Here is a 22945-nt window from a genome sequence, read left to right on the forward strand (position 1 = left end):
GGCGCGCCGTTCAAGCGTCCTTCCGCCGCCCCGCTTCTCCGGTGCCATTGACATTCCGACCAGCTCCTAGAAGCCCTTGATCCGGGCGTGCATGGATGCGAAAACTCGCTGGCCCCGATTCAACATGGCTGGTCGCGCGCGAAGACGCATCGCGCCGAGGCGGCGCTCGGAAAGGTGTTCACGATGACAGGTCGAGTCGGACGGATAGCGTCGGTTTCCTCGGTGATTCTGGCCATGATCGCGCTGACCGCGTGCGGCGATGACCAGGGCGGCACAGGCCCATCGACCTCCAGCTCAGCAGGCTCAGGCGGAGCGGGAGGAGGCGGTACGGGGGGCGGCGGCGCGGGAGGGGGCGCGCAGGGGGGCGGCGGCGCGGCAGGCGGCGAGCAGGGCAGCGGCGGCGCGGCAGGCGGCGAGCAGGGCGGTGGCGGCGCGGGAGGAGCCCCGGCGACGCCGAGCGGAGCCACGGCCGACCTCGCGCTGCTCGAGACCACCGATCTCCACACCAACATCCTCGGCTTCGATTACTTCAAGCTGGTCGCTGATCCATCGATTGGCCTCGAGCGCACCGCGACCCTCATCAACCAGGCGCGGGCCGAGTTCACGAACAACATCCTGATCGACAACGGCGACACGATCCAGGGTACCGTCCTCGCCGACTATCAGGCGCTCGTCGAGCCGATCGCGTGCGGCGAGACCCTGGCCATGTACAAGGCGATGAACCACCTGGGGTTCGACGTCGGCGGGATCGGCAATCACGAATTCAACTTCGGCCTCGCCTTCCTCTCGCAGGTGACCCACACCCCGTTCGACGTCGAGGGGCTCGATCTCGCGGGCTCGGCGGACTGCGAGGGCCCTCGGTTCCCGCTGGTGAACTCCAACGTCTTCAGCCTGAAGACGAACGAGACGCTCTTCCCGAGCACCGTCATCGTCGAGAAGACCATCAAGGCGACGGCGCCGGGCGGCGGCGCCATCGAGAGCACGGTCAAGGTCGGCTTCGTCGACGTCACCCCGCCGACGATCCTGAGCTGGGACAAGAAATGGCTCGACGGCAAGGTCTTCACGAAGGGGGTGAAGGAGGCAGCGGCCCCGCTGGTGGACGATCTCCGCGCCAGGGGGGCCGAGCTGGTCGTCGCCATCATCCACGGCGGCCTCGACGACTCGCCGTATACGCCCACCCTCGAGAACCAGGCGTGGCACCTCGCCCAGGTGCCCGGCATCGACGCGATGCTCATGGGCCACTCGCACCAGATCTTCCCCAACCCGAGCAGCACCGTGGCGCAGTTCAGCCTGCCGAAGGTCGACAAGGACGCGGGCACGGTCGACGGCGTCCCCGCCGTCATGGCGAATTTCTGGGGCCAGCACCTCGGTGTCATCAAGCTGGGGCTCACGCACGACGGCGAGGGCTGGAAGGTCGACAAGGCGAAGACGGTCGTCGAGGCCCGGCCGATCGCCACGACCTGCAAAGGTGGGCTCCCGGAGGCGTGTGATGCAACGGAGCGCTGGCGCACGGGGGCGCCCTGCGCGTTCGCGGCGCTCTGCGACGCGCAGCCGGACAAGACGAAGGTCGTCGTCGCGGCCGAGGCTTCCATCGCGCCGCTCCTCGACGCCGAGCACCAGGCGACGGTCGCCTACGTCAAGACGCCCATCGGCACGAGCGATTTCGCGATGTCGTCGATGTTCGCCGACGTGGGGGACGCCAGCGCGATCCAGATCGTCAACCAGGCCCAGGCCGACTACGTCGCTCGCTACATCCAGGAGAACCTGCCGCAGTACGCGTCGCTCCCCGTGCTCTCGGTGAGCGCGCCGTTCAAGTCCGGCTTTCAGGGCGGCAACGACTACACCGACGTGCCGGCGGGGAGCATCGCGATCAACAACGCGGCCGATCTCTACCTGTACGCGAACACGGTCCAGGCGGTGAAGGTCACCGGCGCGGACATCCTCGACTGGCTGGAGAGGGCCGCGACGCGGTTCAATCAGATCGATCCGAGCAAGACGGAGCCGCAGCCGCTCATCAACACCGCGATGCCCGGATACAACTTCGACATGTTCACGGACAGCAGGATCACGTACGAGATCGACGTGACCCAGCCGCTCCCGCCCACGGGGATGAAGGCCAGCGGCCGGATCAAGAACCTCCAGTGGAACGGGGAGCCCATGGATCCGGCCGCGGAGTTCATCGTGGCCACGAACAACTACCGCGCGAGCGGCGGCGGCAGCTTCCCTGGCCTCGACGGCTCGAAGACGATCTACGCCGCGCCGGACACGAACCGCGACGTGCTCATCGCGTACATCAAGAAGGTAGAGAACCTCACGCGGGCCCAGAACGGCGCTGCCCGCAGCTGGCGCTTCGCCCGGGTCACGACGATGGGCCCCGTGACCTTCACCTCGGCGCAGAACGCGCTGCCGAAGGCGGAGGCCGCCGGGCTGACCAACCTCTCGCTCGTCGCGCAGGACGACGGCAGCGCCAAGATGCTCTCGGTGTACTCCATCGACCTGAGCCGGTGAGCGTCCCGCCTCGCGTGCGGCTCGCTGTGCTGGCCGGAGGCGCCCTCGTGCTCGGCGGCGCCGCCGCCCTTTGCCTTGGGCTGCGCGAGGGCGCTCATCCCGAGGCGGACCGCCCCACCGCCGCGGCGTCGTCGCCGCCGTCGCGCCCTGGGGCGCCGCCCCCGAGCGGCATGGAGGCGCGGGCGCTCGGCTTTCGCCTGCTCACGCTCGCGGATCCCGGGGAGGTCCTCGCCGGGATGGATTCACTCGCGCGGGCGGCCGAGCAGGGAGACGTCGAGTCGCAGGTCTCGCTCGGAAGGATCTACCTGAAGGGGTTACCGTCGGTCCCCAGGGACGCGGCGCGCGCCCGCGCCTGGCTGCTGCGAGCCGCCGCCTCGCAGCACCCGAGCGCCGCGTATTTCCTCGGCGTCATCAGCCAGAACGGCGATGGCGTGACGGCGGACCCTGCGGAGGCTGCGCGCTGGTTCGAGATCGCGGCGCGCGGAGGGTCGCCGGACGCGATGTTCCTGCTCGCCAACGCGTATCGAGCAGGCGCCGGCGTACCGAGGAATGACAGAAGAGCCGTGGAGCTCTACGAGAGCGCCGGCGAGCGGGAGCACCCCGCGGCGCTCCAGGCGCTGGCGATGGCCTATCGCTATGGTGAGCTGGGGCTCGAACCCGACGAGGCCGAGAGCCGCCGGTACACGATGGAGGCCGAGCACGCCATCCAACACCGGCAGGCTCCTCCGTAGGCGGCAGGTCCCCGAGGGGGCGTCACCATTGCCGTGCTGGGCGGAGACGCCCCGCGCGGCCGCCAGGCACCCTCGGGCCGTGGTCCAACGGCCCGGGGGTGCCGCTCGTGCCCCCGCTACCGCGCCGGGGTGATGGTCACCTTCAGCATCTGGTTCGACGCAGGATACAGATAGCCGTCATCGACGGTGCGCACCTGGTCCGTGGGATCGTCGGCGCCCATCTGCGGCCCGGCCTGGCGCGGCGCCTGGTCGGGGCCCACGCCGGGCCACTGGTTGGCCTCGGTGCCCGCGTCCCAGATCGTGACCTGGTCGGAGACATCGCCGCTCACCGGCTCGCCGCTCGCGTCGAACAGCGCGATCCCCGCGTCGCGCGGCCCGAAGAACAGATCGTTCGATTGCCCCAGCATCGACGCGAAGCTCAGCCGCTCGCCGGGCCGCGCGGTCACCGTGAAGCTGAACTTCGCGCCGGGCAGCAGCGGCCCCGGCGTCGAGGCGTCCACGGGCGTGTTGTAGACAAGCACCGACGAGATCCCGCTCTCGCCCCCGACCTCGGCCTCCAGCGACGCCGCGAGCGCGGTCGGATTCCCGTCCTCGGCCAGCATTTCGAGGCCCTTGCCCCGGTCCGCCTCGCCCGTCCTGAACAGGGGCGCTCCGGACGCGTGCACCACCGCGACGCCCGGCGCCACCGGCGAGGTCAGCCCCGCGCGGGGAATGGCCCCCTCGTGCAGCATCATCGGGTTCCCGTCCTCGGCCTGCGCCTCCAGCCCGTTGTCGGGGTACGCCTGCCCGACCGTGAACAGCGGGTTGTCCATCGTGTGCACCACGAAGAGCCCCGGCGACAGCGGCACGGCGGCCGGCTCCCCGCCCTCGGGCATCAGCGTCCCCATCTCCGACATGTTGGTGATCCGGATCGTGAACTCGTTGCCCGGCTCCGGCGTCACCGTCACCTGGATGACCTCCTCGACCGCCGGGTAGGTATAGCCATCCTGGACCAGCCGCACTGTGTTGTCCGGGTCCGGAGCGCCCGTGTTCGCGCCGCTCTGCCGGGGCGCCTGGTTCGGCCCCGCGCCCGGCTCCTCGTTGGCCTCGCTGCCCGCGTCCCACAGCAGGACCTGGTCGGTCACGTCCCCGCTCACCGGCTTGCCCGACTCATCGTAGAGCGCGATCCCGGCGCCATCGGGCGCATAGAACAGATCGTTCGACTGCCCGAACATCGTCGTGAACGAGAGCCTGTCGCCCGGCAGGGCGCCGACGCGGAATTCGAAGCTCTTCTCGGGGAAGAGCGGCCCGGGCATGCTCTCGCCCACGGGCGTGTTGAACACGCCGGCCACCCGGTAATCCCGCGCGGGCGTCACGTTCTCGAGGGTCACGTCGAAGCTCGTGGCCGCGTCCCCGCCGCCGGGCCCGCTCGCGCCTCCCCCGCCCATGCCACCGGCGCCGGTGGTATCGCCGCCTTCGCCGTCGCCGCAAGCGGCCGCGAGGGTGAGGACGAGGGGCAGAGCCGACAGCGCGCGATTCCGAATCTTCATGACCATCCTCCAGAAGCTATGCTTGCGATGACGCGACCTGGATCGCCTCCGCCGCGGCGAGCGGCGTGGCGGCGATCGGTTCTCCGACACACCGCTGAGACCGGAGCGGCCGCGGGCACCCGCATGGCGCCCGCCTCCACCCGCGATGGCTCGCGGCGCGTCGTTCGATGGTGCTACGTGATGGAGGGCAGGTCGGTTTCGCGGCTTTCGCGCGCGCCCGTTCGATCTTGCTATGGAGGAATTTTTCAGCGCTGCCGGCGGCCGCCGGCGCGCTCGCCTCGGATTCCGGAGGTCAGGCGTGGCTGGACAGCCTGCGGCGCGTCCGCCTCGGGGAAGAGCGCGAGATCGAGGCCGGCGCCCACGTACAGGTGAACGCGAAGCGCGTCTTGCTCGCCGCCGACCTCGACGAGAGATCGCCCCTTCGAGTCCGCTCTCGACCGTTCCCGCCCGCGCAGGAAGCGCCCGCTGTAGCCGTGCTGGCAAGCACGCGCTGGCAACCGGGGACGGTTGTGGCCGGGAAGCCGACCATGGTTCTGGCAACCGGAACCGGTTATGGGCAGGCAGCCGAAAGCGAGCATGATGATCCCTGCCGGAACGTCCGGTGTGTTCCGGGCGTTCACATCCTATCCAGCGCGGGGGTAGGGGGGATAGCGGTGCCGAGCCGTCGAGATCTGGCATTGTTGCCGGGATTTCGGAGGAGCGTCACGAGACGACGGATCGCACCTCCTCGGAAAACATGGATCCAACCCGGGCCCAGCCGCCGACGCCCGAGCCTGGAGAGCGCGCCGTGCTGAAGCGCCCCCGGCGAAGGCTCACCGCTCCGTCGAAACGGATCGTCCGCCTCGCTGCTCCGCGGTGGGTCACCCGCGGTCGCGCATCGCGTGGTCGAACCGGCTATCGCTCCTGGCATACGGATGTCGTAAGCGACATTCGCGCGCAGGAGTATCGGTGATTCCCGCTTGACGGGGAAGTCTCATCAGGCCTTAGTAGAGCGCTCCTGGAGCTTTTGTGCGGTGGGGCGATTATCCGTTCGCTCTGCCGTTGGCCTCTCGGAGCGGGGGGACACACATGAAAGCGAGCGCTTTGGTGGGCGGATGCGCCCTTGCGGCATCGGCCTTGTTCGCGGAATACGCCGGCGCGACGGGGAGCGAGCTCTGTTTCGTGCGGCGGAACCTCGTCGCGAACCGGCCTGGTTTCGACGCGCAGTTCGTCGATCCCAACCTCAAGAACTCCTGGGGGATCCGGGCGTCGGCGGGGGATGTGCTCTGGGTGGCAGACAACGGGACAGGCAAGGTCACGGCTTACCAGAGCAACGGGCAGCCCCTCCTGTTCGGCAGCGAGCAGGTCATCATCGATATCCCGGCCGGGGTCGCGAGCCCTGGTTCGGCGCCGACGGGCCTCGTCCTGAACAAGACATCGAGCTTCCCGGTACCCGGCAACTTCGACTTGCCGGCGCTCTTTCTCACGGCGAGCGAGGACGGGGCCAGCGCCGCGTGGAACCCGTTCGTCGATCCGGACGAGGCCCGGATCGTGATCGACAACTCCAACAAATCGGCCGTCTACAAGGGCATCACCATCGGGCACAGCGCCCAGACAGGGCGCGACTTCCTCTATCTGGCGAACTTCGTCAGCGGGAAGGTCGAGCGGTACAGCGGGCGGTACAAATTTCTCGATACGTTCACCGACGATTGCATCGCCTCGCTGACGGAGCCTTGCACGCCCGGCGTGCCGGCAACGGAGAACAGCCGGTTCGCGCCGTTCAACGTCGAGGTCATCAAAGGTCATGTGTTCGTGGCCTTCGCGCTGCGGGAGGAAGGAGGCATCGACAACGAGCCCGACAACGGCTTCATCGACGAGTTCTCGCTGACCGGAAGGTTCATCCGGCGCTTCGCCTCGGAGGGGCCGCTCAACGCTCCATGGGCGATGGTGAGGGCGCCGCGCAGGCTGGGCCGTTTCAGCGAGAGCCTCCTCGTCGGGAACTTCGGCGACGGCCACATCAGCGCCTTTGACCTCGACTCGGGCGAGTTCATCGATCAGCTCCGGTTCTGCGACGACGGCAGCGGCGAGCCTGTCGTCATCGACGGTCTCTGGGGGCTCACCTTCCTGCCCGTCCCCGGCCGCACACCCAAGCTCTTCTTCGCCTCGGGGCCGAACGAGGAGGAAGACGGCGTCGTTGGCAGTCTCCGGCCGGTATTCTGAGCGCCGGGGCCGAGGCGACAGCGACGATCGGACAGCTCGGTTGCCAGAGGTCACGCGGGTGAGCTCATGCCTGGCAGCAGAAGGTCGACGGCTCGGCCGGCAGCAGCTCGCGTGGCGCCGCGGGACACGGCGGCGCTGGCGGCGTCCGGCGCTGCACCGCTCGGCGCGACGGCGTCCGGCGCGGCGCCCAGCGGCACGCCCACCGCTTGACGCCCGAGCCCCACGGTCGTGCCCGGCGGCGCCCGCTGTGCACGGCGTGGCCATCGCCCCCCTGGGCCACGGCCTGAGCCCGCGGCGCGGCGCGTGGCACCCTCCGTGCTCTCGCCGCCGCCGAGGCGCCGGCGCTCGTCGCCGCGCCGGTCAGGAGCTCGCATGCCGCTGCGGATCGAGGACTATGCGTTGCTAGGGGACACTCAGACAGCGGCGCTGGTCGGGCGCGATGGCTCCATCGACTGGCTGTGCCTGCCGCGCTTCGATTCGCCCGCCTGCTTCGCCGCCTTGCTCGGCACGCCGGAGCACGGCCGCTTCCGGATCGGGCCGAAGGACCCGGCGCCCCGCGTCGCGCGCCGCTACCGCGAGGGAACGCTCGTGCTCGAGACCGAGTTCACAACGGCCGAGGGCGCGGTGCGGCTCGTGGACTGCATGCCGCTGCGCGGCAGGGCGCCGGACGTCGTGCGCGTCGTCGAGGGCGTGCGCGGCCGGGTCCCGGTCTCCCTGGAGCTCATCATTCGCTTCGACTACGGCTCGATCGTGCCCTGGGTGCGGTCGAGCGGCGGCGCGCTGCGCGCGGTGGCCGGGCCCGACGCGCTGATCCTGCGCGCGGGGGTGCCGGTCCACGGCGCAGGGCTCACCACGGTCGCCGAGTTCGACGTCCACGAGGGCCAGCGCATCCCCTTCGTGCTCACGTGGCACCCGTCGAACGAGCCGCCGCCCGAGGCGATCGACGCCGAGCGCGCGGTCGAGCACACCGAGGCGTGGTGGCGCGCCTGGTCGAGCCGCTGCGCCCACGCCGGACCCTGGAAGGAGGCGGTCGTCACGTCGCTCGTCGCGCTCAAGGCGCTCACCCACGCGCCCACGGGCGGGCTCGTCGCGGCGCCGACGACCTCGCTCCCCGAGTGGATCGGCGGCGTGCGCAACTGGGACTACCGCTACTGCTGGCTGCGCGACGCGACCCTGACGCTCTACGCGCTGCTGCTCGGCGGCTACAGCGAGGAGGCCGCGGCCTGGCGCGACTGGCTCCTGCGCGCCATCGCGGGCGACCCATCGAAGCTCCAGATCCTCTACGGCATCGCGGGCGAGCGGCGGCTCCGCGAGATCGAGCTCCCCTGGCTGCCGGGCTACGAGGGCTCGCGGCCGGTGCGCGCCGGCAACGCCGCGGTCGAGCAGCTCCAGCTCGATGTCTACGGCGAGGTGATGGACACGATGTACCAGGCGCGCCGATCCGGCCTCGCCCCGGAGCCGGAGGCCTGGCGCCTCCAGCGCAAGCTGATGGACTTCCTCGAATCGAGCTGGCGCCGGCCCGACGAGGGCATCTGGGAGGTGCGGGGCGGGCCGCGCCCCTTCACCTACTCGCGGGTGATGGCCTGGGTCGCGTTCGATCGCGCCGTGAAGACCGTGGAGCAGCTCGGGCTGGACGGCCCGGTCGATCGCTGGCGCGCGCTGCGCGACGCGGTGCACGCGGAGGTGTGCGAGAAGGGGTTCGACCCGGGCCGCTGCACGTTCACGCAGTCGTACGGCAGCCAGGAGCTCGACGCGAGCACGCTGCTCATCCCGCTCGTGGGCTTCTTGCCGCCCGGCGACCCGCGCATCGCGGGCACGGTGCGCGCCGTCGAGCGCGAGCTCGTGCGCGGGGGCTTCGTGCTCCGCTACTCGACCGCCCCTGGGAGGACGCCTGACGGCCTGCCCGGCGCCGAGGGGGTGTTCCTCGCGTGCAGCTTCTGGCTCGCGGACTGCTATGCCCTCATGGGCCGCGCCGGCGAGGCGCGGGCGCTGTTCGAGCGGCTGCTCGCGCTGCGCAACGACGTCGGCCTGCTCTCGGAGGAGTACGACCCAGCGAGCGGGCGGTTGCTCGGCAACTTCCCCCAGGCGTTCAGCCACCTTGCGCTCGTCGGCTCCGCGTTCAACCTGAGCCCGGGCCGCTCCGGTCCCGCGGATCAGCGGTCCCGTTGACGCTCCGAGGAAAGGAGAGCTGGATACGCGCCATCAAGGTCCGTCGCGGCGGTGTCCGGCGCAGCGCTCGGCGGCGCGCCGCCTCTCGTTGCCTGGCACTGCGGTCGAGCTCAGCGACAATGGCAGAAGAGCCGTGGAGCTCTACGAGAGCGCTGGCGAGCGGGAGCACCCCGCGGCGCTCCAGGCGCTGGCGATGGCCTATTGCTATGGTGAGCTGGGGCTCGAACCCGACGAGGCCGAGAGCCGCCGGTACACGATGGAGGCCGAGCACGCCATTCAACACCGGCAGGTTCCTGCTTGCGACAGAACATTCTTCTATGCGAGCCGGCCTTCCTGAAAAAGCGGGCACGTCGTTCCGGAGATCTCCGCGGTACCGATGGCGGTCATGGCGTCGCTGCCGCGGTGGCAGTGTCGGTGCGTGCCTCTACGCCTGGCAGCAGAACGTCGACGGCTCGGCCGGCAACAGCTCGCCGGTGGGCTCGCCGCCGCTCGGGGCGCAGCCGCCGGGATCGACGTCGACGACCTCCGCCGACTTGCTGCCGAGGCCGATGCCGGGCGGCGTGACCCCGCAGAACGGCGCCCTGGAGCTGACGAGGGTCGACGCGACCTGCTCGGCGCACGCCCCGTCGCTGTAGACGGAGGCCATGATGGTGCAGGACGCGCCCTCCGGCTCGCCACAGCCGCACTCGGAGCAACCGCGCGTGTCGTCGGCGCCGCCGTAGAAGACGTGCCTGTCCAGGTACGGCGCCTCGCACGTCACGTCGCCCTCGTGGAAGATGCACGTCAAAAAGCCGCCGGGCGGCGGGACCCCGGGCTGCTCCGGCGAGGGCATGCAGGTGCTCCGGTCGCCGGGGCACTCGGTGTAGGCGCCGGGCACGCAGGCGAGCGCCCGGGTCTGCCAGGGATCGAGGCGAGCCGGCGGCGGCGGCTCGTCCACCCTGGGCGTGCATGCGGCGGCGGCGGTGACCAGCACGACCGGCGCGTCGATCGAGATCGACTGCACGCATGGCCGCCCGCCGCAGTCCTGGCCCGCGGGGATCGCGGTCGAGGCGGTGCAGGCGCCGTCCCAGCCGTCAGGGGCCACGAAGGGGATCGCGACGCTGTCGGGGGCGCCAGCACACGTCGTCCCCGTCGCCGTGTGCGCCGACCAGCCCAGCGGGAGCCGGCACGAGGCTGCGGCCGCGTCAGGCGGGTCGCACAGGCAGGCCGCGCAGGCGAGCGGCGCGGGCGCCAGGTCGGCAAACCCCTCGTAGCCGACATTGGGCGCGGCTGCGGGGCAGTCCGGCGCCTGGTCCCGCGGGCCGTACCAGAGGAGCGCCGGGCCGAACCAGCCGAGCGGGGCGGGTGGGATGCAGTCGCCGGCGCAGGCGGTCTCGCCGCCGCCGCTGCCGCCGGCCCCGCCTTCACCGCCTTCACCGCCGGCGCCGTCTTCACCTCCGGCCCCGCCGCCACCTTCCTCGGGCCAGGGGCAGCCTGGGTTGCCGTATTCCTGGGGCTGACAAGGACCGATGACGGTCGGATCTCCGGAGCAGGCTGGCAGCAAGAGGATTCCGACGACAATGGACAGGGCGATTCGCATGTCGAGCAGAGTACTTAGAGAGGCCTTGCGCTGACAACGGGCAGCTCTCGCGAGACAGTCGATCACGTCGAGCATTGTGGATTCCCTTTGATAATTCCCATGTCTCTTTGACTTTCGGCGAGAAGGACACGATGTGGCTCCGCCAGTTCAGAATGCTGTACTGATCCCGAACCCGAGCGCCGTTGCGAGCGGAGGTGACGACCATGTGATGGCTCCAGGGACGTTGCGTGGATCGCTTTGGCGCCGGAGCACCGCGTCCACCACGACCACCGTGGCCTCGACGTATCCGTGCGCGGACCACCGGTCCGAGAGGGGCCAGGCGCCGCCGATCCGTGCCCCGCAACCGAGTAGCGCACCGTTGCGCAAGGTCAGGTCCCACGGGTTCCGAGCGGCGAAGCGGACGACGCCGGCAGTCGCGACCCCGCAGCCGAACAGGTGATGGCCGTGAAGGCAGCCCACACCAGCTGCCGTGAAGGCCCTCGTGCTGATGGTCATGTCTTTCACCTCCTGCGCGAGAGACGCCAGCACACGCCCCTCCGCCGTGAGCGACCAGTTGGTCCGGCGAACGCCGAAGGACAGCGTCGTGCCAGCTGCGGCCCCCGGCGTGATCCCCAGGCCAAGCGTCGCCCCGAGCCCCGCCTCTAGCCGCAGGCGCTCTGCCGGCATTGACGTCGCTTTCAGCAGCGGTGGCGCCTTCGGCTGCTCGGCCCGGCGCAACGGCTCCGGCGCGGCCCGGCGCGCCTGCGGCGGTGAGGCTTCGGGCGGTGCTGAGGGCTCGGGCGGCAGTGAGGCCTCGAGGGCGGTGGCGCCCGCTCCGGCATGTTCAGGATCTGCGCCACGATCGCGAGGGCCGCGCCGGAGAGCAGCGCCTCGCAGCCGTTCCGGGTGCCGAACCCCTCAGCCCAGGTTGTATCGCCCGCGCTCTCGCTCTCGCGCAGGGCCATCGAGGCCGTGAGCTCCGGCCCTGCCTGCGCAATGGTGACCGTGAGCACCCGCGGCGCGTCGTCCTGGAAGGGGTCGGCGCCGAGCCCGCGCGCCACCTCCGCGCGAAGGAACGCCTCGTCGGCGCAGGCTTCGGCGCCGGGGCCCCGCACGACCTCGAGCCGCATCGCAGCCGGTCGCAGCTCCGGCGCGGCGCGGGCTGCCGCGACGCAGAGCAGGACCGTGGTGGCCATGGCCACCGCCACGGCGGCGTGCGCCGGGCGCCCGGCGCTCCGGGTCGATCCGGCAGCGCACCGGGCATGGCGCGCGCCGAGCCCGTGTCTGGGCCTGGTGCAGCTCATCGCGACGGCGCTCCTCCCGGCGCCCTCTGCTCGGGAGGAGCGAGGCGTGCCCGGCCGACGGTGCGGAGCCGCTCCCGCACGCCCGTCAGCCGGCCTGCGGGGAATCGCGCCTCGTGTGCGGCGAGCAGCCGGAGCGCCCCGGCGGGATCACCGGCCGACAGGCGTTCTCGCGCTGCGGAGAGCAGCCGGAGCTCCTCCGCGAAGGTGTCCTCCCGCTCGCCGGCCGGTGCTGCCGCCCGCGGCGCGGCAGGGCACGGGCGCGGGAGCGCCTCGGCTGCGGGAGCCACGGGCGCTGGCTCCGGTGTCTGCTGCTGCGGCGTCGGTGCAAGGCAGGCGCTGCTCGCGGGCGGCGGCTCGGGCAGCTGCGCCTCGAAGCGGCGAGCCCAGTGGGCCGGCGGTGACGCGAGGGCGAGCTGCACGGCGATCGTACCGGCGATGCCTGCCGCGACCGCTCCGAGGTAACGGCCGACCCGAGCGAGCGTCCGCCGGAGGCTCGATGTCGCCGGCGTCTGCGGCAAGGGCGCCGGAGGCACGGGTCGAGCAGAGGCAGGGGGCACCGGCGGAGCAGGCGGCGGTGCGGGCGGAGCAGGTGCCGGCGCTGTCGGCGGAGCAGGCGGAGACGGCGCCGGCGGGGCGGCCGGCGGCACCGAGGCGCTCGTGCCGTCGTCGCGCACCAGGGAGTCGGACGCCAGCGGGAACAGGAGCCAGCAGGCGCGCAGCGCCTGTCGCTGCTCCGGGCGCAACCGCGCGACGGCGGCGCGGTAGTCCTCGCGGGCGAGGCGCAGCCGGTTGCAGGCGGTGTTGTAGTTGATGCCGAGCATGCGCGCGATCTCCACGACCGGCACGTCGAACGCCTCGTGCAGGACGAGGAGGATCCGCCGCTCGGGCGCGATCGTGCCGAGCACCGCGATCGCGAGCTCCAGCCGCTCTCGGTCCGCGACGCGCTGCTCGCTGCTCGGCGCGGGATCGACGGCCTGCTCGTGCGGCGCCGGGTGCAAGCCCGTCGGCACCTCGCGGCGGCGGTAAGCGCGGTCCAGGTAGCGGCTGACCTTCCGCCAGGCGATCCCGAACACCCACCGGGCTTCCGCGCTGCCTTTCTGGCGCCTGCCATCCCGCGGCGGCGGATCGCCGGCGGGGTCGGCCTCCTCCAGCGGCGCCGAGGTGGAGGCGGGGAAGGCGGGATCGAACCGATCCAGGCTCTCGTACGCCGCGAGCAAGATCTCCTGGAACAGGTCGTCGATATCGGGCTCGGAGACCCCCAGGAGCCGGAGCACGCTGGGGAGGGTGTCCAATGCGGCAGCGTGAACGGAATTCCATGTCGCGTTGCGGGAGGTGTCGTCGGCGGGCGAAAGGAGGGTGCTCATATCCAGAATTGCGGCGGGATTTCCGGTTCCGTTTGAGAAAATGCACGGCTCGGTGCGTGGCGTGGGGCGCCGGCGCGCCCGGCCGTCGCGCTTGCGGCCGAATGCGGCCGGAGGCGACCCGCTGAGCGCCCTCCGGGACACGGGAAGCGTGGCCGGGCAGCTGCGCATGCCCCGGCAACCGGGGATGGTTGCGGCCGGAAAGCCGACCAGGCTTCCGGCAACCGGATCCGGTTACGGGCAGGCAGCTGGGCAGCCTCGAGAAACCGGATCCGGTTACGGGCAGGCAGCTGGGCAGCCCCGGGAAACCGGATCCGGTTACGGGCAGGCAGCTGAGCAGCCCTCGGGAAACCGGATCCGGTTACAGGCGGGCAGCTGAGCAGCCCTCGGGAAACCGGATCCGGTTACAGGCGGGCAGCTGAGCAGCCCTCGGGGAACCGGATCCGGTTACAGGCGGGCAGCTGAGCAGCCCTCGGGGAACCGGATCCGGTTACAGGCAGGCAGCCGAGCAGCCCTCGCGCAACCGGACTGCCCGAGCATGTAACTTTCCATCATCCAGGTCCCGTACACCGCCCGTCCCGCGGGACGCCAGGCGCGCGAGACGACGATAGGGCAGCCCCCCTTCGACTCGCAGGCATGGATGCCCTTGAGCAAGATTACGACGTCGAGGGGCACGCGCTCTGAAAATCATCCGGCTGATGAATTGACACGAAAGCGAGCATGATTACCCCTGCCGGAACGTCCGGCGTGCGCTGGGCGTTCACATCACATCCAGCGTGGGGGGTAGGGGGCATGGCATATCCATTCTTTCGCCGCTCCGCGACGGAGATCAACGAGAGGTAGTCCCCTCATGGCCAGACCGTTCTCGAACAAGAAAAAGGCAGCTCCCAAGAAGCCCGCGACCCCGCTCCAGGCGGCGAAGGCGTTCGACAACGCCCTCCGCGAGATCGAGGCGCTGAGCGCGGATCGGCTCATCACCATCAACCTCGATATCCCGCGCGTCGTCTCCCAGGTGCTTGGCGTGCTGCCCGGCCTCCTCGCGCTGCGACCCGCCGTCGCTGAGCACCTCCACAAGCATGATGTCGCGCTGCTCGACAGGCTCGAGACCTACGCGCTCGCCGCGTGGTACGCGCACCTCCTGTGGCTGTCCAGCGAAGGCGCGGAGAACGCGCTGAAGCCGCTCCTCGAAGAGGCCGTCCCGCTCCGCGAAAACCTGCTGAGCGACGCCGAGGCGCTGGCCCGCCGCGGCCTGCTCGACGCGGAGGCGGTCGCGGAGATCCGCGCAGGGCAGGGGCACATCGATACGGCCAACGATCTCGTGGCGCTCTCGGCGCTGTTCAGCGGGAGCTGGCCGGAGATCGCCGGAAAGACGGCGGCGACCGAGGAGGAGGTGCGCCGCGCCGGAGAGATCGGGCCGCAGCTCCTCGCCGCCCTCGGCGTGAGGGAGCACGGCAAGGGGCCTGGGCCCACCGAGGCGGCGGACAAGCGAGCGCGCGCGTTTTCGCTGCTCGTGCACGCCTACGATCAGACACGCAGGGCCGTCGCCTATCTCCGCTGGAACGAGGGTGACGCCGACACGATCGCGCCGTCGCTGTACAAGGGCCGCGGCGGTCGCTCCGCGTCCTCGGGCGATACCGCCGCAGCCCCGGAGGACGCCGCCACGGCTGGTCCGACGGCGCCGGCATCGCCGGGCGCCGCGCCTCCGGTGGTGCCGCGAAGCCCGGCTGCGCCGGCGGCGCCCGGCGCTGCGCCGCCCGGCGCGGCGGCGCCCGGCCCAGCACCCAACGGCGTGCCGCCCCTCCTCGCCTAGCTCTGCGGTCGAGCCCAGCCAGAGCGCCGCGAACCCGCGCCGATATGCGCACGGGCGCAGGAGGCACGCTGTGGTCCGCAGCCATGGCCCGCAGGTGAACGAAGCCGCTGTGGCCCGCGTGATAGCAGGCCACAGCGGCGAGCGCGCGCGTCACCGCGCGGTCGCCAGGTCCGGCAGTCGGGGCTTGACGGTTCCGAAACGTTTGGATTTTCTCCCACGGCACCGCCGCCCTCATGTACAGCTCCGGAGCAGCGAAGGAGGCCGCCGTCGCGGCGGGCGGCAAGAAGCTGGAGCGCGGATGAGCACGCCGGGGCCAACGAAGACGAACCATTCAAACGAACGGAGAGATCCATGATCGGCTATGTCACGCTGGGCACGAACCATCTGGAGCGTGCCGCCCGTTTCTACGACGCCCTGCTGGGCGAGCTGGGCGCGACGCGGCTCATGCAATCCGAGCGGATGATCATCTGGGCGGTGAAGCCGAACGCGCCCGCGCTCGGCGTCGCCCTGCCCTTTGACGGCCAGCCGGCCACGGTCGGCAACGGCGTGATGGTCGCGCTCGCCGTCGATAGCCCAGCCAAGGTGGACGCGCTCCACAAGAAGGCCGTGGAGCTGGGCGGCAAGGACGAGGGCGCGCCGGGGCCGCGCGGACAGGGCTTCTACGGAGGGTATTTCCGCGACCTGGACGGTAACAAGCTCAACTTCTTCACCATGGTGCGCTGAGCTCCGAGGCGCCGCGCCAGTTGACGATCGCAACGATCGATTTCGTCGAGGCTTTTGACGATCGCCTTCGAACCGAAGACGCCGGCAAGGTACCAGGGGAGCTGCTCGATTCGTTCATGATCGCGACGGCCCACGGTTCACCCCTCCCGCGACGTTCGAAGACCTCAACGGAATTGAAGCGGTCCTTGCACCGGGAGCCACGTGGTCCGCGGGGTGTCTCTCCTCCATGCAGCCTGGCGCAGCCGGCACGCCAGCGCGGGGCGCGCTCGTCCGAGGCTCTCGATCACCGAGCGAGCCAGGCGCTGACAGGGGCGATGACGCGCTCGCTGAACGCCTCCTTGTCCAGCGCAGCGCCCAGATCGACGCGGAGGTAGCGGTAGGTGCACGGGCGCCCGCCGGCGTCGATCTCGTGATCGTTTCCGTCGTAGATGGTGTCCTCCTGTCCGCTCAAGGACGACCAGATCTGGTTCCACGGCAGGTTCCGAACGGAGGAGCGCATCAGGTTGATCTGCAGCTCGGAGCCCGCCGCGCGCGCGCCGCCGAAGCGCGTCGGATCCGGCTCATCACTCCCGCTGCGCGTGAAGCCCGTGTCTGACACCACCTCGAGGACCACGCTCCGCGAGGTGCTGTCCGATGACTGCCAGACGAGCTGGAGGCGATACGCAGGCAGGAAATCCCAGGCCCAGTACTTGCGGCGAAAGAACTCCGAGGTCGATTTCGGGTGGCGCGAGAACAGGGACGGGTCCCAGCGCTCGAACGCGAGCCCGATGCCCGCGAGCGCGTCGGACAGCTCGGACAGCCGATCGAAGACGCTGCGCTGATACTGGTAGACGAGCCGATAGCCCTGCCTCACAAGCGCCATGTCCATGCCGCCGTCCCCCGCGGTCGTCTCGAAACTTCGAGGCGTCGCGGCGGCGGCGGGCGGGGCGGGCGCCGCCTCGGCGAGGAGCCCGCGGTGCGCGACCCGGGTGACGGGGGGGAGCATCAGCTCGTCGGCGAGGAACGCGAGGGGCCCGGCGGGGGCGGGTGACGGGGCGGCCGCCACCTCGAGGCGCGCGGTGGGCCGAGGGGCGCCCGCCGCGAGCGGCGGCGGCGTGGTGGGCTCCCGGTTCCCGGCTGAACCGAGGGCGTGGACGAGCGCCACCAGGGGATCACCGAACTCCTCGAACGTCAGGAACTCGATGCAGCTCAGGTCCCTCAGGCGCCGCTGGGTGTCGCGCAGCTCGCGCGCCCGAACGAGCATGTAGTGCGGCCCTGCGGCGCCGCCGAAGGCCTCCTGGACCCACGCGATCTGGTTGCCGAACATCGCGTCATCGAGGCTGAAGCCGACGAACAGGAACGTGCGCGCCGCAAGCAGGTGGCGCAGCGCCTGCAGCGCGGCGCGGTAGCGCACCTCGTCCTCCTGGCTCGGGTACAGCTCGCGGTAGCCGTCCGGCGTCAGGATCAGCCGCTGCGGCTGCTGGATGAAGCCGTGCAGGTGCCAGACGGTCGGGCGATCGATCTCGTCGCGCAGCATGGCGGACAGCTCGGCCGTCGCATCGACGCTGATCTGCACCAGATCGTTCGGATCATCGAGGGCGTAGCGGAGTATCTGATCGTAGTTGGTCGTGATCACCAGCCTGCTCGGCAGCTGCCAGACGGCGCGCGCGAGCGACAGAGATCCGGTGTCGATGCGATTGCCCGGCGGATCCAGCACCTGGCGGAGGTAGCGGTACCAGCCCGGCCCCATGCCCTCGCGCGCGTGCCGGGCCGCCTCGAAGTAGTCGGGCATCCGCTTCTCCAGCAGCCCTTCCACGACGTTGGCCTCGGGCCGCTTGCCGTCCTCGCGGAGGCGCGCGGCTGCCCCGAGGAGCAGGTCTCCCCAGCTGGGGAACATCCGCTTCCCGTTCCGGTCCAGCGCGGCCATGGACACGCCGGCGCCGACGAAGGGCACGACGAACCGGTCGCGCAGCGCGTCCTCGAGGGTCTTGGGAATCGCGATCACGGCGCGCGATGTTGCCGGTTCCGGCCCCGCGCGACAAGGGATCCTTCCGTCCGCCCACGTCTTCGACGTGCCACAGGGCATCTCCATGCGAACGCATGGCTGCCGCGCTGAGCCGGCTTGCGGTCGCTCGGCCGAGGCGCATATCCTCTGCCGCAGAGGGACGGCGTGATGCAAGCTCAAGACGCATGGCGAGAATCGAGCGGGCAAGCGTGGGTGAAGTTGCAGGCGCAAACTGACGCGCAGCTGGAGCCCCTCGGGCGCCCGGCGCTGGATCGCTTGCAGCTCGAAGCGGGTGAGCGGGTGCTCGACGTGGGTTGCGGCGCGGGCCAGAGCTGCATCGAACTCGCGGTCCGCGTGGGAGCGACGGGGACGGTCGTCGGGGTCGACATATCGGAGCCGATGGTGACGGCTGCGCGCGGGCGCGTCGCGCAAGCGGGCCTCGGCAACGTCGAGATCATCTTGGGAGACGCTGCACGTCAGACCTTCGAGGTGCCGTTCGATGCCATCTACTCACGCTTCGGCGTGATGTTCTTCCCAGATGCCGTCGCGGCTTTCCGCGAGATGCGTGAGAGCCTGCGACCGAGCGGGCGCCTGGCTTTCGTGTGCTGGCAAGAGCTGGAGCGCAATGACTGGGCTCACGTGCCGCTCATGGCGGCGCGCAGCGTCTCGCCCGATCATCCGATGCCCGCGCTGCTGCAACCCGGCCAGCCTGGGCCGTTTTACTTTTCCGCTCCCGCGTTCGTCCAGCAGGTGCTCGGCGCTGCGGGTTTCAAGCGCGTGAACATCGAACCCCGCGAGACGATGATTCAACTGGGAGCGGCGCGAGACATCGCCGAGGCCGTGGAGTACTCGATGCAAATTGGGCCATCGGCCCGTTTCATGGCGGACACGGACCCCTCGCTCAAGCCCGCGTTCGAGCGGGCGCTGAGCGAAGCCCTTCGCCCCTTTGCAAGCAGCACGGGCGTCTGGATGGCGGCGCGCAGCTTGGTGGTCACCGCGTCTTCGTCTTGAGCCGAGCTCGCTCGGTATTATCGGCGTGCTCCGGGAGATCCCGGTAGGGCACCCGGACGGTAGAGAGGCCAGCGCGCGATGCCAGGCAGCTCGGCACGACCTCACGCGCGACCAGGGACGAGCCTGAGCGGCACCAGCCCGGCAGCCGGGCTTCTGCTCAGCTCATCTCCAAAAACAGCCGATCGGGATCCTCCAGATACCCGATGATCTCGTAGGCGAACGCCGCACCCACGTGACCATCGATGATCCGGTGGTCGAACGACAGCGACACCAGCATCACCTCGCCGATCACGATCTGCCCGTCGCGCACCACCGGCTTCTGCTTCATCTGGTGGATACCCAGGATCGCGACCTCGGGGAAGTTCAGTATCGGCGTCGCGAACAGCCCCCCTTGCTGGCCGAGCGACGTGATCGTGAACGTCGAGCCGCCGAGATCCTCCGGCTTCACCCGCCCCGACTTCGTGTCCTCGCCGAGCCGCGAGATCTCCTGCGCGATCTCCAGCACGCTCCGCCGATCCGCGTCGCGCACCACCGGCACGATGAGCCCGGCTTCGGTCGCGGACGCGATGCCGATATGATAGCTCTTCTTGACGACGATCTCCTGCGTCGCCTCGTCGAACGCGCTGTTCAACGTCGGGTGCTTCTTCAGCGCCGCGACCACGGCCTTCACGAAGAAGGGCAGGAAGGTCAGCTTGACGCCCGCCTTCTCGGCCAGCGGGCGCAGGCGCGCGCGGCGCTCCTTCAGCGCGGAGACGTCGCACTCCTCGACGAAGGTGAAGTGCGCCGCCGTGTGCTTCGACCGCGACATCGCCTCGAAGATCCGCTTGCGCACGCCCCGCAGCGGGATGCGCTCGTCGCCCGGCGCCGAGGGCAACCCCCGGCCGCGCTCCGCCTCGGGCCGGGCCGCCCCGTGCCCCGGCTCCTCGTCCAGCTGGCCGGGCCTCGCCGCCGCTTGCCTCGGCGCCGCCTCGGCCAGCGCCGGGGCCGCCCGCCTGGGCGCCGCCTCGGGCAGCGCCGGGGCCGCCTCCTCGGGCGCCTCGAGCGCCCGCACGTCGTCCTTCGTCACGCGGCCCGCAGGGCCGGTCGGCGGCACGCGCCGCAGGTCGACCCCGAGGTCGCGCGCCAGCTTGCGCGTCGCGGGCGTCGCGAGCGGCTTCTCGTTGAAGTAGGCCGCCGCGCGCCCCCCCGCGCCGATGCTGCCGTTCGCCCACGCGGACCGCGCCGGCGCCGCCAGGTTCATCCCCGGGAGGTCCTCCCGGATGTCGCCGACCGCCGTCGCCGCGGGCTCCGGAGCCCCGGACTTCGCGGCCGCCGCCGCGGGCTCCGCGGGGCCGGCCTTCGCGGCGTCCTTTCGCACCCCCGCCCCCGACGCGGGCGGCGCCGCCGAGGGCCGGTCGTCGAGGTCGAACACGACGAGCACCGAGTGGACGGGGACGATCCCGCCCACCTTGCCCCGCGTCTCCACGATCCGGCCCGTGCGCGGCGACGTGATCGTCACCGTCGCCTTGTCGGTCATCACCTCGACCATCGGCTGGTCCTCGGCGACCATGTCGCCCGGCGACACCAGCCAGGTCACGATCTCGCCCTCGGTGACGCCCTCGCCGATGTCCGGAAGCCTGAACTCGTACTTGCCCATGCGTCAGTACCTCGCCGTCTCGAGGATCGCCGGAAGGATACGATGGGACAGAGGGAGATACTCGTTCTCGAGGGTGTACGGGAACGGCGTGTCGAAGCCCGTGACCCGGAGCGGCGGCGCCTCCAGGTGGAGGAACGCCTTCTCGTTGACCAGCGAGACGAGCTCCGCCCCGAGGCCGCAGCTCTTCGGCGCCTCGTGCACCACGATGAACCGGCCCGTCCGCTTCACCGACTCGATCACCGTGTCGATGTCGAGCGGCCACAGCGTGCGCAGGTCGATCACCTCGCACTCGACGCCCTGCGCGGCCGCCTGGTTCGCCGCGTCGAGCGCCTCGTAGAGCATCGCGCCCCAGACCACGAGCGTCACGTGCCAGCCCGGCCGGACCACGTTCGCCTGGCCGAGCGGGACCGTGTATTCGCCGTCCGGGACGTCGCCCTTCGCGGCGCGGTAGATGCGCTTCGGCTCGAAGAACAGCACCGGATCCGGATCCCGGATCGACGAGAGCAAGAGCCCCTTCGCGTCGGCCGGGTTCGACGGGCACACGACCTTCAGGCCCGCCACGTGGATGAACTGCGCCTCGGGCGACTGTGAGTGGTAGTGCCCGCCGCGGATGCCGCCGCCGAACGGCGTCCGGATGACCAGCTTGGACGGATACTCGCCCCCCGAGCGGTAGCGGTACTTCGCCAGCTCGGACACGATCTGGTCGTACGCGGGATAGATGAAATCGGCGAACTGGATCTCCGGGATCGGCACGAGCCCGTAGAGCGCCATCCCGATGGCCGTCCCCACGATCCCGTTCTCCGAGAGCGGCGTGTCGATCACCCGGTCGTCCCCGAACTCATCGAACAGGCCCTGGGTCACGCGGAACACGCCGCCGACCTTGCCGACATCCTCGCCGAGCACGACGACCCGCGAGTCGCGCCGCATCTCGTGGCGTAGCGCGTCGTTGATCGCCTGGACCATGTTCATCTGAGGCATGCTCTTCGTCTCCGTCTCTCGGCCAACAGGTGGGGGTACAACCTCGCCGGTGCCCCGGCTCCCCTGGGGGCCCCGTCGATCGCCGGCGGCGGCCCCACCTCCGCCGCGCCGGCGCCGCGCGGCGAGCCGCCGCGCGGTCCACGCCGCCCCCGCGACCTAGTGGTCGCCGTGGCCCTTGGCCCTCGGGCCCGCCTTCAGCTGTTCCCGCTGCTCCACGAGGTGCCAGGGCGGCTCCGCATAGACGTCCTCGAACATCGAGTCGAGCGACGGCGGCGGAACCTTCTCCGAGACCGCGATGCAGGCCTTGACCTCCGCGTCGAGCGCCGCCTCGATCTCGCGATCCTGCGCCTCGGTCCAGCCCTGGGTGCGCTCGAGGTGCTGCCGCAGCCGCGCGATCGGATCGAGCCGTCGCCACGGATCCAGCCACGCGTCGGGGCGGTACGCCTTCGGGTCGTCGTTCGTCGAGTGGCCCGAGAGGCGGTACGTCATGGCCTCGATGAGCGTCGGGCCCTCGCCGGCCGCGGCGCGCGCGATCGCGTCGCGGGTCACCTTCACCACGGCGAACAGGTCGTTGCCGTCGACCCGCACCGCGGGGACGCCGTACGCGACCCCCTTGGACGCGAACGTGTTGCTCGCCGTCTGGCGCTCGGTCGGCACGCTGATCGCCCAGCCGTTGTTCCGGCAGAAGAAGATGGTCGGCACCTTGAACACGCCCGCGAAGTTCAGGCCGCTGTGGAAGTCCGACGAGCTCGTCGCGCCGTCGCCGAAGTAGGACAGCGTGACGAGCTCGTCGCGCTTCAGCTTCGCGGCCCACGCGAAGCCGACAGCCTGGGTGATCTGCGTGCCGATGGGCGAGCTCACCGAGCCGAAGTGGCCCTCGCGGTAGGTGTAGTGGTCCGGCATTTGCCGCCCCTTCACCGTGTCGTTGGCGTTGCCGAACATGTTGTCGATGTACCGCTGGAGCGGCAGCCCTCGCCAGAGCGCAGCGCCGAACTCGCGGTAGCACGGGAACACCCAGTCCTGAGGCCGCGTCGCGGAGACGCTGCCGAGGATCGCCGCCTCCTCGCCGAGCGAGCCGACGTGGAACCCGACCCGCCCCTGGCGCTGCAGCGCCACGAGGCGCTCGTCGAGCCGGCGCACGCGCAGCATCGCCTTGTAGAGGGCGATCACCTCCGATGGCTCGAGCTTCGGATCGTGCGCGGGGTCGAGCGAGCCGTCGTCGCGCAGGACCTTGATCACGTCGTCGGCACACGTATCGAGCGGGTGCCGCGCGACGGCAGCCTGCGGCTCGAGGCTTGCCCCTGAGACGTTCGGCGGGCGGTCGGTGGAGTACGTCGCGGTGCTCATCGGTTCGCGGGACACTAATCAAAGGCGCTGCCCGAGACCAGTGCCCAGAAGCGGCGCACGCTCATTCGCTTTACGCGTGACGTTGATGTGACGTTGA

Annotated in this window: 18 protein-coding genes; 8 read left to right on the forward strand and 10 right to left on the reverse strand. The window is 70.8% G+C overall.

Annotation, left to right across the window (positions count from 1 at the left end; translation table 11 throughout):
* The first annotated feature begins 234 nt into the window (after positions 1-234).
* Both WMF14_RS09140 and WMF14_RS09145 read left to right on the forward strand, forming a co-directional pair.
* Positions 235-2508 carry a 5'-nucleotidase C-terminal domain-containing protein gene (locus WMF14_RS09140; RefSeq protein WP_437800127.1) on the forward strand — a complete coding sequence of 758 codons (2274 nt, stop codon included), beginning with the start codon at positions 235-237 and terminating at the stop codon, positions 2506-2508.
* A complete protein-coding gene (locus WMF14_RS09145) occupies positions 2505-3239 on the forward strand; it encodes a tetratricopeptide repeat protein (protein ID WP_437800129.1) in 735 nt (244 codons plus the stop codon). The genes WMF14_RS09140 and WMF14_RS09145 overlap by 4 nt, the downstream gene beginning before the upstream one ends.
* 116 nt (positions 3240-3355) lie before the next feature.
* On the opposite strand, the gene WMF14_RS09150 is transcribed toward WMF14_RS09145, so the two are convergent.
* On the reverse strand, positions 3356-4768 hold the full coding sequence (locus WMF14_RS09150) for a spondin domain-containing protein (RefSeq protein ID WP_437800131.1): 1413 nt from the start codon (positions 4766-4768) through the stop codon (positions 3356-3358).
* A gap of 245 nt (positions 4769-5013) precedes the next feature.
* Positions 5014-5388 carry a hypothetical protein gene (locus WMF14_RS09155; RefSeq protein ID WP_437800133.1) on the reverse strand — a complete coding sequence of 125 codons (375 nt, stop codon included), beginning with the start codon at positions 5386-5388 and terminating at the stop codon, positions 5014-5016.
* 496 nt (positions 5389-5884) lie between these two features.
* Between WMF14_RS09155 and WMF14_RS09160 the strand changes: the two genes are divergently transcribed.
* The 3 genes from WMF14_RS09160 to WMF14_RS09170 all read left to right on the forward strand — a co-directional run bounded on the left by WMF14_RS09160 (position 5885) and on the right by WMF14_RS09170 (position 9473).
* Positions 5885-6967, forward strand: a complete 1083-nt coding sequence (locus WMF14_RS09160) for a TIGR03118 family protein (protein WP_437800135.1) — start codon at positions 5885-5887, stop codon at positions 6965-6967.
* A gap of 372 nt (positions 6968-7339) precedes the next feature.
* A complete protein-coding gene (locus tag WMF14_RS09165) occupies positions 7340-9136 on the forward strand; it encodes a glycoside hydrolase family 15 protein (RefSeq protein WP_437800137.1) in 1797 nt (598 codons plus the stop codon).
* Positions 9137-9269: 133 nt separating this feature from the next.
* Positions 9270-9473: a hypothetical protein gene (locus tag WMF14_RS09170; RefSeq protein ID WP_437800139.1), complete on the forward strand. Its 204-nt coding sequence runs from the start codon at positions 9270-9272 to the stop codon at positions 9471-9473.
* 87 nt (positions 9474-9560) lie between these two features.
* Here WMF14_RS09170 and WMF14_RS09175 read toward each other — a convergent pair whose 3' ends face one another.
* The 4 genes from WMF14_RS09175 to WMF14_RS09190 form a co-directional block, all read right to left on the reverse strand.
* The gene (locus WMF14_RS09175; protein WP_437800141.1) at positions 9561-10715 is read right to left on the reverse strand and encodes a hypothetical protein; all 1155 of its coding nucleotides are present in this window, start codon (positions 10713-10715) and stop codon (positions 9561-9563) included.
* 147 nt (positions 10716-10862) lie between these two features.
* A complete protein-coding gene (locus tag WMF14_RS09180) occupies positions 10863-11381 on the reverse strand; it encodes a hypothetical protein (protein WP_437800142.1) in 519 nt (172 codons plus the stop codon).
* 11 nt (positions 11382-11392) lie between these two features.
* Positions 11393-11890 (reverse strand): hypothetical protein, encoded by a 498-nt coding sequence (locus WMF14_RS09185; RefSeq protein WP_437800144.1) that lies wholly within the window; start codon positions 11888-11890, stop codon positions 11393-11395.
* 104 nt (positions 11891-11994) lie between these two features.
* Complete coding sequence (locus tag WMF14_RS09190) at positions 11995-13290, reverse strand: RNA polymerase sigma factor (protein WP_437800146.1); 1296 nt, start codon at positions 13288-13290, stop codon at positions 11995-11997.
* Between the two features lie 919 nt (positions 13291-14209).
* On the opposite strand from WMF14_RS09190, the gene WMF14_RS09195 reads away from it, so the two are divergent.
* Both WMF14_RS09195 and WMF14_RS09200 read left to right on the forward strand, forming a co-directional pair.
* Positions 14210-15169 carry a hypothetical protein gene (locus WMF14_RS09195; protein ID WP_437800148.1) on the forward strand — a complete coding sequence of 320 codons (960 nt, stop codon included), beginning with the start codon at positions 14210-14212 and terminating at the stop codon, positions 15167-15169.
* Between the two features lie 351 nt (positions 15170-15520).
* Positions 15521-15892, forward strand: a complete 372-nt coding sequence (locus WMF14_RS09200; RefSeq protein WP_437716489.1) for a VOC family protein — start codon at positions 15521-15523, stop codon at positions 15890-15892.
* A 283-nt stretch (positions 15893-16175) separates the two neighbouring features.
* Here WMF14_RS09200 and WMF14_RS09205 read toward each other — a convergent pair whose 3' ends face one another.
* Entirely contained in the window at positions 16176-17876 is a 1701-nt protein-coding gene (locus tag WMF14_RS09205) for an SIR2 family NAD-dependent protein deacylase (RefSeq protein WP_437800150.1), read from the reverse strand.
* A 213-nt stretch (positions 17877-18089) separates the two neighbouring features.
* Here WMF14_RS09205 and WMF14_RS09210 point away from each other — a divergent pair, with 213 nt between their 5' ends.
* On the forward strand, positions 18090-18887 hold the full coding sequence (locus WMF14_RS09210; protein ID WP_437800152.1) for a class I SAM-dependent methyltransferase: 798 nt from the start codon (positions 18090-18092) through the stop codon (positions 18885-18887).
* Positions 18888-19044: 157 nt separating this feature from the next.
* On the opposite strand, the gene WMF14_RS09215 is transcribed toward WMF14_RS09210, so the two are convergent.
* The 3 genes from WMF14_RS09215 to WMF14_RS09225 form a co-directional block, all read right to left on the reverse strand.
* Positions 19045-20523, reverse strand: coding sequence for a dihydrolipoamide acetyltransferase family protein (locus tag WMF14_RS09215; protein ID WP_437800154.1), 1479 nt, complete (start codon positions 20521-20523; stop codon positions 19045-19047).
* A gap of 3 nt (positions 20524-20526) precedes the next feature.
* Positions 20527-21501, reverse strand: a complete 975-nt coding sequence (locus WMF14_RS09220) for an alpha-ketoacid dehydrogenase subunit beta (RefSeq protein ID WP_437800156.1) — start codon at positions 21499-21501, stop codon at positions 20527-20529.
* A gap of 156 nt (positions 21502-21657) precedes the next feature.
* Positions 21658-22848 (reverse strand): thiamine pyrophosphate-dependent dehydrogenase E1 component subunit alpha, encoded by a 1191-nt coding sequence (locus tag WMF14_RS09225; RefSeq protein ID WP_437800158.1) that lies wholly within the window; start codon positions 22846-22848, stop codon positions 21658-21660.
* Positions 22849-22945 lie beyond the last annotated feature (97 nt).

Origin of the sequence: Sorangium sp. So ce693, assembly GCF_051521375.1 — a bacterium.
Classification (GTDB): domain Bacteria; phylum Myxococcota_A; class Polyangia; order Polyangiales; family Polyangiaceae; genus Sorangium; species Sorangium atrum.

What these genes read in the sequence shown, in the direction of transcription:
- WMF14_RS09140 (WP_437800127.1), top strand. Translation starts at nt 235, where the DNA reads ATGATCGCGCTGACCGCGTGCGGCGATGACCAGGGCGGCACAGGCCCA.
- WMF14_RS09150 (WP_437800131.1), bottom strand. Translation starts at nt 4,768, where the DNA reads ATGAAGATTCGGAATCGCGCGCTGTCGGCTCTGCCCCTCGTCCTCACC.
- WMF14_RS09165 (WP_437800137.1), top strand. Translation starts at nt 7,340, where the DNA reads ATGCCGCTGCGGATCGAGGACTATGCGTTGCTAGGGGACACTCAGACA.
- WMF14_RS09175 (WP_437800141.1), bottom strand. Translation starts at nt 10,715, where the DNA reads ATGCGAATCGCCCTGTCCATTGTCGTCGGAATCCTCTTGCTGCCAGCC.
- WMF14_RS09180 (WP_437800142.1), bottom strand. Translation starts at nt 11,381, where the DNA reads ATGCCGGCAGAGCGCCTGCGGCTAGAGGCGGGGCTCGGGGCGACGCTT.
- WMF14_RS09185 (WP_437800144.1), bottom strand. Translation starts at nt 11,890, where the DNA reads ATGGCCACCACGGTCCTGCTCTGCGTCGCGGCAGCCCGCGCCGCGCCG.
- WMF14_RS09195 (WP_437800148.1), top strand. Translation starts at nt 14,210, where the DNA reads ATGGCCAGACCGTTCTCGAACAAGAAAAAGGCAGCTCCCAAGAAGCCC.
- WMF14_RS09200 (WP_437716489.1), top strand. Translation starts at nt 15,521, where the DNA reads ATGATCGGCTATGTCACGCTGGGCACGAACCATCTGGAGCGTGCCGCC.
- WMF14_RS09215 (WP_437800154.1), bottom strand. Translation starts at nt 20,523, where the DNA reads ATGGGCAAGTACGAGTTCAGGCTTCCGGACATCGGCGAGGGCGTCACC.
- WMF14_RS09220 (WP_437800156.1), bottom strand. Translation starts at nt 21,501, where the DNA reads ATGCCTCAGATGAACATGGTCCAGGCGATCAACGACGCGCTACGCCAC.
- WMF14_RS09225 (WP_437800158.1), bottom strand. Translation starts at nt 22,848, where the DNA reads ATGAGCACCGCGACGTACTCCACCGACCGCCCGCCGAACGTCTCAGGG.